The organism is Novosphingobium sp. BL-S-32 (assembly GCF_056857055.1).
The window spans coordinates 1,153,699-1,167,082 of the sequence record NZ_CM166476.1; the positions used below are offsets into that span (position 1 = coordinate 1,153,699).

General features: G+C 65.3%; 10 protein-coding genes. 6 read left to right on the forward strand and 4 right to left on the reverse strand.

Annotated elements, in window-relative coordinates; all coding sequences use genetic code 11:
• The first annotated feature begins 66 nt into the window (after positions 1–66).
• Positions 67–798: a dienelactone hydrolase family protein gene (locus AC1VVK_RS05305; protein WP_482904662.1), complete on the forward strand. Its 732-nt coding sequence runs from the start codon at positions 67–69 to the stop codon at positions 796–798.
• A 398-nt stretch (positions 799–1,196) separates the two neighbouring features.
• On the forward strand, positions 1,197–3,887 hold the full coding sequence (locus AC1VVK_RS05310) for a TonB-dependent receptor (RefSeq protein ID WP_482904663.1): 2,691 nt from the start codon (positions 1,197–1,199) through the stop codon (positions 3,885–3,887).
• Between the two features lie 91 nt (positions 3,888–3,978).
• Here AC1VVK_RS05310 and AC1VVK_RS05315 read toward each other — a convergent pair whose 3' ends face one another.
• On the reverse strand, positions 3,979–5,055 hold the full coding sequence (locus AC1VVK_RS05315) for a phosphotransferase (RefSeq protein WP_482904664.1): 1,077 nt from the start codon (positions 5,053–5,055) through the stop codon (positions 3,979–3,981).
• A 158-nt stretch (positions 5,056–5,213) separates the two neighbouring features.
• Here AC1VVK_RS05315 and AC1VVK_RS05320 point away from each other — a divergent pair, with 158 nt between their 5' ends.
• The 4 genes from AC1VVK_RS05320 to AC1VVK_RS05335 all read left to right on the forward strand — a co-directional run bounded on the left by AC1VVK_RS05320 (position 5,214) and on the right by AC1VVK_RS05335 (position 9,335).
• The gene (locus AC1VVK_RS05320) at positions 5,214–6,425 is read left to right on the forward strand and encodes a CaiB/BaiF CoA transferase family protein (protein WP_482904665.1); all 1,212 of its coding nucleotides are present in this window, start codon (positions 5,214–5,216) and stop codon (positions 6,423–6,425) included.
• Complete coding sequence (locus AC1VVK_RS05325) at positions 6,425–6,868, forward strand: Zn-ribbon domain-containing OB-fold protein (protein ID WP_482904666.1); 444 nt, start codon at positions 6,425–6,427, stop codon at positions 6,866–6,868. The genes AC1VVK_RS05320 and AC1VVK_RS05325 overlap by 1 nt, the downstream gene beginning before the upstream one ends.
• Positions 6,865–8,049 (forward strand): thiolase family protein, encoded by a 1,185-nt coding sequence (locus AC1VVK_RS05330; protein ID WP_482904667.1) that lies wholly within the window; start codon positions 6,865–6,867, stop codon positions 8,047–8,049. Before AC1VVK_RS05325 ends, AC1VVK_RS05330 begins: the two co-directional genes overlap by 4 nt.
• An 86-nt stretch (positions 8,050–8,135) precedes the next feature.
• On the forward strand, positions 8,136–9,335 hold the full coding sequence (locus AC1VVK_RS05335) for an amidohydrolase family protein (RefSeq protein ID WP_132386721.1): 1,200 nt from the start codon (positions 8,136–8,138) through the stop codon (positions 9,333–9,335).
• Positions 9,336–9,485: 150 nt separating this feature from the next.
• Here the strand turns inward: AC1VVK_RS05335 and AC1VVK_RS05340 are convergent, their stop codons facing one another.
• From AC1VVK_RS05340 to AC1VVK_RS05350, 3 genes are all read right to left on the reverse strand, one after another.
• On the reverse strand, positions 9,486–10,544 hold the full coding sequence (locus AC1VVK_RS05340; RefSeq protein ID WP_482904668.1) for a phosphotransferase family protein: 1,059 nt from the start codon (positions 10,542–10,544) through the stop codon (positions 9,486–9,488).
• 130 nt (positions 10,545–10,674) lie between these two features.
• On the reverse strand, positions 10,675–11,514 hold the full coding sequence (locus tag AC1VVK_RS05345) for an IclR family transcriptional regulator (RefSeq protein WP_482904669.1): 840 nt from the start codon (positions 11,512–11,514) through the stop codon (positions 10,675–10,677).
• Positions 11,515–11,748: 234 nt separating this feature from the next.
• A complete protein-coding gene (locus AC1VVK_RS05350; protein WP_482904670.1) occupies positions 11,749–13,305 on the reverse strand; it encodes a class I adenylate-forming enzyme family protein in 1,557 nt (518 codons plus the stop codon).
• Between the last annotated feature and the right edge of the window lie 79 nt (positions 13,306–13,384).

The window sequence follows — 13,384 nt, forward strand, 5'->3', positions numbered from 1 at the left end:
ACCTATGTTCCCCAATGCGACGCCGATTCGTCGCCGAGAGAGAACAGGGAGGGGAGAAACAAACGCATGAAGGGTTTCGAATCCCTCGAATCCGAGCATGACGACGTAGTTCTGCGCGGCCTTCTGGTGCGCCCGGATGCGGGCATATCGGATGCACGTACTCCCTGTGCCGCCGTATTGATGTTCCCCGGTGCCACCGGACCCAGCGACAGCTTCTTCCAGGCGATGCGCGAAATTGCATCTGGTGGACGATTGGTTGTCGCGCCCGACATGTACGGGGTCGGCGCCGATCTCTCCACGAACGCGGCGGCGGGCACGTACTTTGCCGCGCTCATGGCCAAGCCGGCGCTTTTGCGCGAACGTGTGCTCGTCTGGTTCGAGCGTGTGCGCGCCCTGCCCGATGTCGATCCCGAGCGGATTGCCGCGATAGGCTACTGCTTCGGCGGCAAGTGCGTGCTCGAACTCGCCCGCAGCGGCGCGCCGGTGCGCAGTGTTACCAGCTTCCACGGGTTGCTCGGCACCCATGCCCCCGCCCAGCCCGGCGCCGTGCGCGCACGAGTCGCGATCTGGACCGGGGGCGAGGATCCTTACGCCCCGCCCGCCGATGTCGAGGCACTGCGCGCTGAACTGGATGCGGCCGGCGTGGATTATCAACTCACCCTGTTCGCGAAGGTCGCGCACGCCTTCACCGATCCTGACCATGACGGTATCGCCCCGGGGATCGCCTATGACCGAACAGCACACCGGATTGCCTGGAACGGAACAATTGCGCTGCTGGAGGAAACTATCAGCCTCTGAGCAACACCAAGGTGTCTCCTGGAGGCAACTGTCCCTGGAAAGAAATGAGGAAGGCTCATCGGAAGAATTGCACAGTCCCCGTTCGAACGATACTTTCCAACTTAGGCACAGAATCAAGGTGCATACGGACAACTACCCAGAACATGCCGAATTTCGGCGCTGCCCGATCTTGGGCAGGTTCCAGGGCGGGACTTAAGCAAGAGTGCCGGCAAACCGGCACCGCAATACGGTACCAGGGGGAGCGTGAATGGCCGGCCGACCCATCGTCGGCCCACACCTTCCAGAGAATGTCGAAGAAGCCGCGGATGCGCCTGACCGGCAAGAGCCGGCGTCGCATACCTTTCCGCAAAAGCGGGGCGGCCTGCGTGAGAACATGGTTTCCGGAGGAGAGGATCAAGATGATTTCAAGGAATTTCAGGACTTCGCTGATGCTGGGCGTGGCTTCCGTGGGGGCGGCTGCGGGACTGATCGCGGCATCGCCGGCCATGGCGCAGGACGCGCCTCAGGAATCGGCACGACGCGAAAGTCCGACGATCAATCCCGGAGACATCATCGTTACCGCACGGCGTACCGAGGAACGCCTGCAGGACGTGCCGATCTCGATCACCGTGTTCAACCAGGAACAGCTCAACAACCGCAACGTCGTGAGCGCGGCGGACCTTGCGACCAGCACGCCTTCACTGTCGGCGAACACCAACTTCGGCTCGCAGAACTCGTCGTTCGCGATCCGCGGCTTCGTGCAGGATCTGGGCACGGCACCGTCGGTGGGCGTCTACTTCGCCGACGTGGTGGCGCCTCGCGGTGCCTCGAACGGCCTCCCCTCGGGTGACGGCGCGGGCCCGGGCGCCTTCTTCGACCTTCAGAACGTGCAGGTGCTGAAAGGCCCGCAGGGCACCCTGTTCGGCCGCAACACCACTGGCGGCGCCGTGCTGCTGGTGCCCAACCGGCCGACCGACACGTTCGAGGGCTACGTCTCCGGCTCGATCGGCAATTACGACATGCGCCGCGTCCAGGCCGTCCTGAACGTTCCGCTCTCCGATACGTTCAAGGTGCGCCTCGGTGTCGACCGCATGAAGCGCGACGGCTACCTGCACAATAACAGCGGCGTCGGCCCCAAGGACTTCAACGACGTCGACTATGTCGCGGCGCGCCTCAGCGTAATCGCCGACCTGACGCCTGACCTCGAAAACTACATGATCGCCACCTATTCGCGTTCGGATACGCATGGTGACGCGCAGAAGCTGATCGCGGCCGATCCGGCCTACAGCCTCGGCCATTTCGCCAGCGAGCAGTTGACGCCGGGCAGCTCCAACTATCAGGGTTCGGGCTTCTATGACTTCGCACAGGATCTGCCAGATCCGCGCTCGCTGCTCACCGTCTGGCAGATTATCAACACCACGACCTGGCACGCCAGCGACACACTGACGATCAAGAACATCGCCAGCTATGGCCAGTTGACGGATACCTTCAGCAACCCGATCTTCGGCACGGCTTTTGAAACGCCGGCGATCCCGCAGATCGGCCTGTCGAGCTATCGCTTCGGCTTCGCCAGCAGCCAGCCGCTGCCCGGCCGTCATACGGCGGACGAATCGACGTTCACCGAAGAATTCCAGGTCCAGGGCCACTCCAGCGACGACAAACTGAACTGGCAGACCGGCGCTTATCTGGAATCGGTCCAGCCGCTTTCGCTGGTGGGTTCGAAGTCGCCCGTGATCCAGTCCTGCGCCAATGCCGCCGCGCTGGCGGCCAGCGAGTGCTATGACATCCTCGGCTATCTCGCCGCGGTCACGCCGGTATTCTTCGGCGGAGCCTTCGATCCCACCCAGCATGCCGGTGCGATCAACACTACCGCAGGCCGCACATCGTTCCACAACGTGGGCCTCTACGCGCAGGCGACCTACAAGTTCACCGACCAGTTCAAGCTGACCGGCGGCTTCCGCTACACCTGGGACCGTGAGAACAACACGAGCGTCCAGACCACCACAATCACCGGCTACCCGCTTAGCTTCCCGACCTTCCAGCCGTTACCGGCGGGTCCGCTCTTCTCGTTCTGTACCTACCCCGACGCACCGGTGCAGGACCCGAGCGCGGAGAACGGTTGCCGCCGCGACCTCAAGCAGAAGTCTTCGGCGCCAACCTGGCTGATCGACTTTGACTACACGCCAACGCAGGACATCCTCGTCTACGCCAAGTACGCACGCGGCTATCGCGCCGGTGGCATCGCTCCCAACGTGACGACCGCCTTCGCGACGTTCAATCCCGAAAAGGTGGACGCTTTCGAAATCGGCACCAAGACGAGCTGGCATGGCTCGATACCGGGCAACTTCAACATCGCGGGCTTCTACAACAAGTTCGCCGATCAGCAGCTCCAGCTCGGCTTCAACGCCAACCCCTGCCAATCGACCGATGCCGCAGGAAACTGCGTCGCTGCTCCGGTTTCGCCCACGGCGGCCCCGGTCAACGCCGGTAAATCGCGGATCTGGGGTATCGAAGTGGACGCCTCGATCAGCCCGTTCCAAGGTCTGCTGTTGCAGGTGGGCTATACCTACCTCAACACCAAGCTGACTTCGGCCGAGACCTTCTCGCTCGAACCCGGCTCGCCCTATGTGCTCTCGGGCACTTACCTTGTGGGTGATCCGCTGGCGCTGTCGCCGAAGAACAAGATCACCGCATCGGGCACCTACACGCTGCCGCTGCCCGACAGCGTGGGCAAGGTCTCGTTCGGCCTGACCTTCACGCATACCGACAAGATGCTGGCGAATACCGGCAACCGTTTCTACGCGGGCTGCAACGGCACGGCCAACCAGAACATGCCGAATTGCCAGGCGGGCTCGGTCTCCGATCCGGCGACTGTCGCTTATATCCAGAGCCTGACGTTCCTGCAGCCCACCGACTTGCTGAACGTCAACGTCAATTGGGACAATATCGCGGGAACGCCCATCGATGCGGGCTTCTTCGCAACCAATGTAACCAACGAAAAGTACTACTCGTTCTTCCCAGGCCTTTCGACCGGCACCGGCTTCGAGACCGCTTCGGTCGGCGCGCCGCGCATGTATGGCTTCACTCTGAAGTATCACTTCGGAGGCTGAACCGGGTTCGGGAATGCACCCATGGTGCATTCCCTCTCGCCCAGACGAAAATGGGAAGGGCCGTACGCGCTGGCGTACGGCCCTTCTCTCGTCAGACGCCCAGCAGCGCGAAGCTGTCGTGGCGCATGACCGCCCGGCCCAAGCGACCGACGAAAGCCTCGATGATCGGCGGATCGACACGGCGGGTGATCGACCAGAGGTAATAACCGTAGACCACCGCCTCCCGGTATTGCGTCCAGGCCTCTTCCGCGTCCGGCATCGCGCATCCATGACCGCGCATTGCCGCCAGATATTCGCCCAGCAGACGGCGCTCTTCCGCTTCGGCCACGTCGACCGGCAGAACCGCGTTCAGGTGATAGGCCACGTCAAGCGCCCACCCCCCACGTTGAAGCAATTGCCAGTCGATCAGGCCCATGCCTTCCGACGCGCGGAACAGGTTCCCGGCATGGGCATCGCCGTGCAGCAGGAAGTCTGGCCGACCCGCATCGCGCAGTCCCAGTGCCCGCATCGCCGCCGCGAGACGGTTCGCATTGCGCACTTCGGGCGCGATGCCTTCTCCCCGCGGGCCGTCGAGCAGGTCTTGCAGCATTTCCGGCGTCACATAATCCATCCGCGCAAGCTGCGCCACGCGCGGGGCGATCCAGTCGGCGCCGTCCAGCAAGTCCGCCCGGGCATGGAGCTGCGCGAGCAGGCCAAGGCTGGCCGCCGCATCATCGGCGCCGAAGGGATCCAGCGCCGAGCAGAACACCGCCCCTTGCGCAATCAGGTCGCGCATCACCGTCACCGCCTGCTGCGCCTCGCGGTCGACCGCGGTGGCGACGCAAGGTGGCACCCGCAGATCGAGCACCGGCGCAAGGCGGTTGTAGAAATCGGCCTCCAGCACGCACGTAGGGCCGCCGCGCGCGGTGGCCGCATCCACATCGAGCAAGCCCTTGAGGCAGAATCGCTGCGCCTCCCCCTCGCCTTCGAACTGCACGGCAAAGCGGACCTTGGTGGCAACAGTGCGGATCACCTCCACAGTTTCGACCGCCACGATCGCCCGGTCACCGGACAGATGCGCCAGCACCGGCGCCAGCCACTGCGGGTCCAGCGCTTCGGCCAAAGTCGCGGGAACCGGGCCGGAATGCTCCAGCGGCGCCTCCGGCAAGCGTGCGGCAGTTATCGTCATCGGCCTCTCCCTGATGCCATCCGGCGAGACGATTGGTCGGCCTCGCCCAGCTTGCTCAATTCTCCATTTCGGTACATCATTCGCAATAGAGAATTTCAACGGTCACGCGATTGTCTTGCCGGACGCATCGCAAAGGCTCGGTACAGGAGGGACAGGACATGGGAAGGCCGCTGGAAGGCATCAGGATTGTCGAAGTGGCGATGTGGGCGTTCGTCCCGGCCTGCGGCGGGATGCTCGCCGATCTGGGGGCGGAAGTCATCAAGGTCGAACCGCCCACTGGCGACCCCTTGCGCGGGTTGAAGATCGGCGCGCTCTCGAATCCGGAAGCGCAATACGACTGGTCGTGGGAGAGCTACAACCGGGGCAAGCGCTCGATCACGCTCGATCTACGCCACGAATCGGGCCGTACGGTATTGGGCCGCCTGCTGGAGGACGCCGACGTGTTCCTTACCAGCCTGCTCCCTCCCGCGCGCCGCTCGATGGGGATCGATGTAGAGACCCTGCGCGCCCGCTTTCCGCGCCTGATCTACGCCAGCGGCAGCGCCACCGGCCCGAACGGTCCGGACGGAGAGAAAGGCGGCTATGACGCCATCACCTTCTGGGCGCGCGGCGGCATCGCCTCCTCGCTGACGGCGGAGGACGCGGCGCAGCCCGTTGGCCCGCCCGGGCCAGCCTTCGGCGATACGCTTTCGGGCGCGATGCTGGCGGCCGGCATCTGCGCCGCCATTGCCCAGCGCGCGATGACCGGCGAAGCGAGCGAAGTGGATGTCTCGCTGCTCGGGACCGCGATGTGGTCTCAGCAGCGACTGATCTGCCAGGCGACTGCCGAGGACGTGCAGCGCTTCCCGCGTCCGGCGGGGCCTCCGCACAATGTGCTGGTGGCCAATTACCGCACCGCCGACGGCCGCTTCGTGGCGCTCTGCATGTTGCAGGCGGATCGCTACTGGGCGCGCTTCTGCGACGTTGCCGGAAGGCCGGACCTCGCCGCCGACCCGCGCTTTGCCGACGCCGCCGCGCGCCGGGCGCATCTGGCCGAGTGCCACGCCGAAGTGACCGCGCTCTTCGCCGCGAAACCGCTGGACGAATGGAAGACCATCCTGGCCCGGCAGGACGGCCAGTGGGACGTCGTGCAGGACGTGGGCGAGTTGAAGGACGACCCGCAAGTCCGCGCCAACCACTACTTGCGCGCGGTCGATGCGGGCGGCGGCGCTGCGATCCCGATGGTGGCGAGCCCCATGCTGTTCGGCGGCAAGGCCCTGCCCTCCACCCGCGCCCCGGAACTGGGCGCGGACAGCGACGCGGTTCTGACCGAACTCGGCTATGACGAAGACGCGGTGATCGACCTCAAGGTACAAGGCGTGGTGTTCTGATGGCATCGGACAGTCCCGCTTCGCGCGCACCGTCGGCGCCACCGCCACGCAAACTGCCGGCCCTCGAACCCGAGACGGCCTTCTTCTGGACCTCGGGCGCAGACGGCATGATGCGCATCCAGCGCTGCGCAACGTGTCGCACCTGGCAGCACCCACCCCTGCCGCGCTGCGCCACTTGCGGCAGCGAGCAACTCGCGCCCGAGCCGGTCTCAGGCAGAGGCCAGGTCATCAGCTATACGGTGAATTACGAGGCGTGGTTGCCGGGCCTGCCGGTGCCCTTCGTGCTCGCCGCCGTGGAACTGGCCGAACAGACCGGCCTGCACGTTCTGGCCAACCTCGACGGGCCTCCCGCCGCCGCGCGCATTGGGCTACCGGTCCGGGTCCGTTTCGAACAGCACGAAGACGTCTGGTTGCCCTTCTTCGCGGCGGAGGACGGTCTGTGACGGCGCTTCCCGAAAAGCAGATCTGCGTCACCGGCGCGGCGCAATCCGAAGTGGCGCGCCCGTCCTCGCGCAGTGCGCTCCAGCTTACCGCCGACGCCTGCCTTGCCGCCATTGCCGACGCCGGACTCTCGCCGCGCCAGATCGACGGCATCGGGACTTATCCCGGCAAATCGGCCGAAGGCGGCGGCATCGCCCCGGTGAGCACGGCCGAGGCGGCGGCGGTTCTGGGCCTGTCACCGCGCTGGACTCTCACCTCCAGCGAGGGTTTCAGCCACATGGCGCCGATTTTCAACGCTGTGACCGCGATCGCCTGCGGCCTGGCGCGCCATGTCGTGGTGTTCCGCACCGTGGCGCAGGCAAGTGCCCGCGCGCAGGCCCGCGCCTCCACGCTGATGGGCGGACGCGGCGCACGGGTGGAAGGGACAAATGCCTGGACCGTGCCGTTTGGCGCGCTTTCGCCGATCAACATGTTCGCGCTCTATGCGCAGGCCTATTTCGACAAATACGGCGCCACTGAAGCGCAATTGGGCGCGCTGGCGGTGAATGCCCGCCGCAATGCCGCGCACAACCCTGCAGCGATCTACAAGGCGCCGCTGACGCTGGACGATTACCTCGCCTCGCGCGTGATCTCCTCGCCGCTGCGGCTCTACGACTGCGACGCCCATGTCGACGGCGCCACCGCCATCGTCCTCTCGCACCGGGACACCGCGAAAGATTTGCGCAACCCGCCGCTGCATATCGAGGCCACCGGAATGGCGGTCGGCAGCCTTTGGGTCGGACGGCACGAGGGCGACTTCACCACTCTGCCCGCCGCCCGCCGCGCCGGAGAAATGCTGTGGTCGCGCACCAGCCTGAAACCCGCCGACCTCGACTGCGCGCAGATCTACGACGGATTCTCGATCCATATGTGGCTCTGGATGGAAGCGCTGGGGCTGGCGCCGCAAGGCGAGGCCTGCCGCTTCGTCGAAGGTGGCACGAGGATCGCGCTGGACGGCGAACTGCCGCTCAATACCGGCGGCGGCCAGCTCTCGGCCGGACGGCTGCACGGATATGGGCACATCCACGAGGCCTGCATGCAGCTCTGGAATCGCGGCGGGGGTCGGCAGGTGGCCGACGCGCGGACTTGCCTGATCTCCAACGGCGGCTTCGGATACGGCGCGATGATCTTGCGGCGCGACTGACGGCGAGTCGCATCCTTGACTTTTTCAGTTCGTTATGACGATAATATATTCACAATAGCGAATTAAAGAACGAGAGGAACCGGGAGATGAGCGAGGCCGATCCGGCGATCCGCAAAGGCGCCGAAAGCGAATGGACTTACGGTCCGATTTTCGACGCCGATGCCCACATCGATCCGCCGCATGACATGTGGAAGGACTACCTGCCAGCGCACCTGAAGGACCGCGCGCCTTTCATCGAGCATGCCGAGGACGGGGACTACATCTGCTTCGAAGGCAATCGCCGCCCGTTCATGATGATCAACAACCAGGCGGGGCGCGAGGGCAAGAACTTCAAGATGAAGGGCCGCCTTGCCGACCAACGCAAGGTCTGGGAACCCGCCACGCGCCTCGCCGACATGGATGCCGACCATATGGGCGCGGCACTGCTATTCGGCGGCGGGCCACTCGGCTCGCTCGACAACGAGCTCTATGTCGCCAGCTATGAGGCCTATCAGAACTGGGTGCTGGACTTCTGCTCAGCCGCGCCGGACCGGCTGTTTCCCGTCGGCTATGTGCCGATGCGCGATATCGAGGAAACTTGCGCCCATGTGAGGCGGCTCGCCGCCAAGGGTTTCCGCGCCATCAACCTGCCCGCCTTCCCGCAGAACCCGGAGGCGTGGAAGACCACCTCGGGTGTGCAGGCGCTGAAGGATGGGCAAGTCTCGGCGCTGACAGGAGACGCCAAGGGCGCGCTGCAATATTCGGACCCGGCCTTCGACGCCTTGTGGAAGACAGTGTCCGACGCCGGGATCGTCATAACCTTCCACCTCGGCGCGCGGGTGCCGCGTTTCGGACAGAAGGAGTACTTCCTGGCCGACATGCCGATGAGCAAGCTGGCGATGGCGGAGCCGATCGGCATCCTCATCTACAACGGCGTGTTCGACCGTTTCCCGGACCTGAAGATCGGATCGATGGAATCGGGCGTGGGCTGGTTCGCGTGGTTCGCCGAGTACAACGACCGTACCTGGGAAAAGCAGCGCTACTGGACGGAATCGCCGCTGAAGAACCCGCCCAGCTACTACATGGACCGCAACATCTACGGCTCCTTCATCCAGGATCGCGCGGGCATCCTGAACCGCGACCTTCCGGGCGGCCGCAACATCATGTGGTCATCGGACTATCCGCATTCGGAAACTACCTTCCCGCGTTCCCGCGACGTGATCCGGCGCGACTTCGCGGGTGTGCCCGAAGCGGATGTGCGGGCGATCATTCACGACAATTGCCGAAAGTTGCTGGGGCTTTCGTAGGCGTCGGGCAGCACGCGTAGTCGATAGCCCAATTTGCTCCGTCATCCCCGCCTTCGCGAGGATGACGAGTGGAGGGAAGGCACGATGCGCAAAACCCCAACCCCGCCCATCCTGAGCTTGTCGAAGGATCCCGCGCTGCCGCGCAGCCCATCACCCCACCTTCAACCGCTTCGCCATCGCCGCCTCGTCCATCATCCGCGTGCCACGCAGATGGCCGAGGCGGATGCCGGTGCAGGTCATCTTGAACTTCGCGAAATCCTCGTACCATTCGAGGTCGGCTGCGGACTTGCCGGTAAGATCCTCCCACAGGGCCACGGTCTCTTCCCGGCCGCCCATGCCCTCCAGCGGAGCGCCGTAAGTCGACGCCGGCCCGTGCATCGTGTCTGCAATCACGCAGAACCACGCCAGATCATGCAACGCCCCGCCGAGCGAGGGCTGCTCCCAATCCATCACCGCGATCACGTCGAAGTTCTCATCGAACATCATGTTGCCGATCCGCGCGTCACCCCAGACGAGGCCTTCGGGCTGGTTCGCCGGCCAAAGCCCGCGCAGCCGGTCCAGCGCGGCGTCAAGCACGGGAAGCGGCTCCACGTCCTGCAACCATCGGGCAAAGCGGTTGTACTTGGCCCATTCCTGCTCAAGCCCGCGCTCACCGGCGGGACCGGCCAGAAAGTCCAGCCCATCCAGCGGCGCGCGCTGCACCGCCGCCAGTTGCTTCACGGCATTGCGCCAAAGCGTGCGGCGCTGCTCCGGCGCAGCGTCCCGAAGCCAGCCTTCGCGCGCATAAGGCGGGATCGACACCGGAACGCGGCCCACTTTCCGCTCCATGACGAAGAAGGCATTGCCCAGCAGCGCCGGGTCTTCCTCGAACCACAGCGGGCGAGCGACGCGGACCCCGCCGTTCTCTGCGCCGCTTTCGGCCAGCGCCTTCATCACGCGGTATTGCTGAACGAACAAGTCGTCGGGGAAGACCGTAAAACCGCCCGGTTTGATCCGCACGACACAACCTTGCTGCCGCGCCGCGCCGTCTTCGCGCCAATGCGCTTCGAACAGGATCGTCTCGTGGCTCTGCCCGGCCCCGCGCGGATAGGCGAGATCGCTGATCCTCACGTCACGCGCCTGCGGCATACGTTCGACCAGCCAACTGGCCAGCGCGCGCGCCAGTTCCTCAAGGTCCCGGGTTTCCGGCGCGACGATCACGTCCGACATCCAGCACTCTCCCGCTTTATTGCAATTCCAAATCGCGAATTTATTTTCGACTATTTGATAAATCGACAAGCGGGGACGGTCAAGCACGGCAGGCTTGTTGCGGGGGCGAATCCGCCCGGACGACGGAGAATCAGGCGGCTTCGGGCTGGCCGATCAGGAAGCGCGAGATGCGCGTGCAGGCCTCGGCCAGTGCCTCGCCCGCCTTGCGCACTTCGGCGCCGGTCTGCGCTCCGCTGAAGCCGGCCATGACCAGCGAGATCGAAACGCGGTCGCGCGCGTCATAGATCGGAGCCATGACCGCCATGAGCGGGTACGTCTTGCCCGCTTCCAGCACGGTTTCCGGCATGACCGGCGGGTCGTCCAGGCTGGCGCCGACCATGCTGCTGCTACCCGGAGCGCTGTCCGGCCGGCGGGTCAGGGCAATGAAGCCATGTTCGCGCACGAAGGCCATGCCGCTATGGAGTTGTTCAAGCTGCTCGACCGAGGGCGAGGGATTGATGCGCGCCTGCGCCGCATCGGCCTCACGCGGGTTGCGGGCGAAGAAGGCGGTGGCCTGCACCCAGCGCAGCGGCATGCGCGTGCCCAGCGGCACCGGATAGCCGACATGGCTGGCAGAGGCTGCGCGCTCGCGCAGGTGGATCATGTCGCCTTCCAGGAAATAGGCGCCGCAGACGACGTCGAAATCGTCTGCCAGCTTGCGCATTTCCGGCTGCGCGACTTGCAAGGGTGAGAAGTGTTCGGCTGCGGTGCGCCCGATCGCGGCCAGCACCGGGCCCAGCACATAAGTCTTGTCGCTGGTGCGGTAGAGATAACCCACGTCGACCAGCCCGGTCAGCAGCGCATGGCAGGTCGCCCGGCTGAGCTTCAGCGCGCGCACCAGATCAGTAAGCGCGAAGGACTGCCCCGGATGATCGGCGATGAAATTGAGGATGGCGGCCATGCGGGCGACGCCGGGAGAAGAACGCGACATGGGTGCTTTCGCTATTTCGAATTACCTGTCGGGTTATGGGGCGTGGAGGGGTTCGTCAATGGGGACGCAGAAGTGCCACCATCACAAGCACGGCCTACAAAAAACCACTTCGTCGCGCCCGCGAAGGCGGGGGCCCCGCTTCCTTCTTGCGACGCCGCCAAGAACAGCGGGGTCCCCGCCTTCGCGGGGACGACGAAGTTGATGTTCAAATCTCGTGGCCGATTGCTCGAGGCCTTAGCTGCTAATGACTTTTTCCGCTTCCAACCGCTCCGCCACTATCCGCGCGATTTCGCGCCGGGCGACCTTGTTGGAATGCAGCAGCGGCACCTCTTCGCGAGTAAGTTCCACCCACGCGCGCGGTACTTTGTAGGCCGAAAGGCTGGCCTTCATCCGCGCCTCGATGGCAGGCACATCGAGCGCCGCCCCGTCGCGCGGAACCAGCGCCGCCACCAGCAGCGCCCCCCGCTCCCGATCCGGCAGGCCGACGACATAGGCACTGTGCACGCCGTCCAGCGCCTGCAATTCCATCTCCACCTCGGCGGGCGAGACGTTCGATCCGGAAACCTTGATCATGTCCCCGCCGCGTCCCACGAAATGAATCCGGCGGCCGTCCGCCCGATCTTCGACAAGGCAGAGGTCGCCGGTGCGCAAGTAGCCGTCCGGCGTGTAATGCTCGGCCCGGTCGATCTTGTGGAGTGCCGGGGCGACGGCGGGGCCGCGCACCTGCATTTCACCCACTTCGCCATCGCCCACCGCGCGGCCGTCCTCATCCGCGATGCGGATGTCGTAGCCGGGGGCGAAGTGGTCCATCGGCGCGCAGACCGGGCGACCGGAAACGCGGAACTCATCGCCCCAGCCATAGGGGCCGAGCGTCTCGCTCATGCCGAGGCCCCACCAGGGCTGCGGGCCCTTGATGCGTTCGAGGTCTTCCTCGGCCAGCACTGATCCCATGGCGAAGCGGCTGTTGCTGAGCGTGCGTTCCGTACAGGTGGTGACGGCGCCGTGCTCCCAACTGGGAAGCAGATAAAGCATCAGCCCGCCCACCCAGAACATCGGCAATTGCGCGGGACGCTCTTCGCCCCGTTTCACGCCCAGCATCTCCACCAGCCAGTGGCTGCGCGCGAGAACCGCGCCGTGGAGGTGGCGCACGCCCTTGGGCAGCGCCATCGAGCCGGAGGTGTAGATCTCGATCATCTGGTCGGTCGGATGGACTTCGGACTCGACCTCGCGCAGCAATTCTTCGCCCACATCGACATCGGTAAGCCACGCCATCGGCGCGACGGCGGCGGGCAAGTCCGCGCCGCTGGAGACGATCCAGCGCAAGTACGGCGCGCGCGGCAAGCGCAGCGCGCCGCAAGTCTGGTCGGCCAGTTCGGGCAGCGCCTCGGTAAGCCGGGCCACCAGATCCTTCCCCAGCATGGTCCGCTGAACGATCAGCCCCTGCACGTCGCTCTGGCGCAGCACGCGGACCAGTTCGTTGGCGCGGATCATCGTGCTGATCGGCACGGCGACCGCACCGATACGGGCGATGGCGGCCAAGGCCGTGGCGAAGCCCGGACCGTTGCCGAAGATGAACCCGACGCGCGCGCCCTTCCCCACGCCGCGCGCCAGCAATCCGCGCGCGAATTCTGCGGACTGGCGGTCAAGATCGGTGAAAGTGGCGCTTTCGCTGCCGGTTTCGGTGTCCAGCGTGATCGCCACGGCATCGCCGTAAGCGGCGGCGGCAGAGCGGATCAGTTCGGGAAAAGTCCGGGCCGCGCCCGGCGTGCCTTCGCTGCTCAATGCACTCATCCTCTCGCCGGGTTCCTGCCCTCTGGGGGCAATTCTGCGTTGCGAAGGTCGCCATCGCAAGCATTTGCGCCCCGCCATC

What these genes read in the sequence shown, in the direction of transcription:
- AC1VVK_RS05350 (WP_482904670.1), bottom strand. Translation starts at nt 13,305, where the DNA reads ATGAGTGCATTGAGCAGCGAAGGCACGCCGGGCGCGGCCCGGACTTTT.
- AC1VVK_RS05315 (WP_482904664.1), bottom strand. Translation starts at nt 5,055, where the DNA reads ATGACGATAACTGCCGCACGCTTGCCGGAGGCGCCGCTGGAGCATTCC.
- AC1VVK_RS05340 (WP_482904668.1), bottom strand. Translation starts at nt 10,544, where the DNA reads ATGTCGGACGTGATCGTCGCGCCGGAAACCCGGGACCTTGAGGAACTG.
- AC1VVK_RS05325 (WP_482904666.1), top strand. Translation starts at nt 6,425, where the DNA reads ATGGCATCGGACAGTCCCGCTTCGCGCGCACCGTCGGCGCCACCGCCA.
- AC1VVK_RS05305 (WP_482904662.1), top strand. Translation starts at nt 67, where the DNA reads ATGAAGGGTTTCGAATCCCTCGAATCCGAGCATGACGACGTAGTTCTG.
- AC1VVK_RS05320 (WP_482904665.1), top strand. Translation starts at nt 5,214, where the DNA reads ATGGGAAGGCCGCTGGAAGGCATCAGGATTGTCGAAGTGGCGATGTGG.
- AC1VVK_RS05345 (WP_482904669.1), bottom strand. Translation starts at nt 11,514, where the DNA reads ATGTCGCGTTCTTCTCCCGGCGTCGCCCGCATGGCCGCCATCCTCAAT.
- AC1VVK_RS05335 (WP_132386721.1), top strand. Translation starts at nt 8,136, where the DNA reads ATGAGCGAGGCCGATCCGGCGATCCGCAAAGGCGCCGAAAGCGAATGG.
- AC1VVK_RS05310 (WP_482904663.1), top strand. Translation starts at nt 1,197, where the DNA reads ATGATTTCAAGGAATTTCAGGACTTCGCTGATGCTGGGCGTGGCTTCC.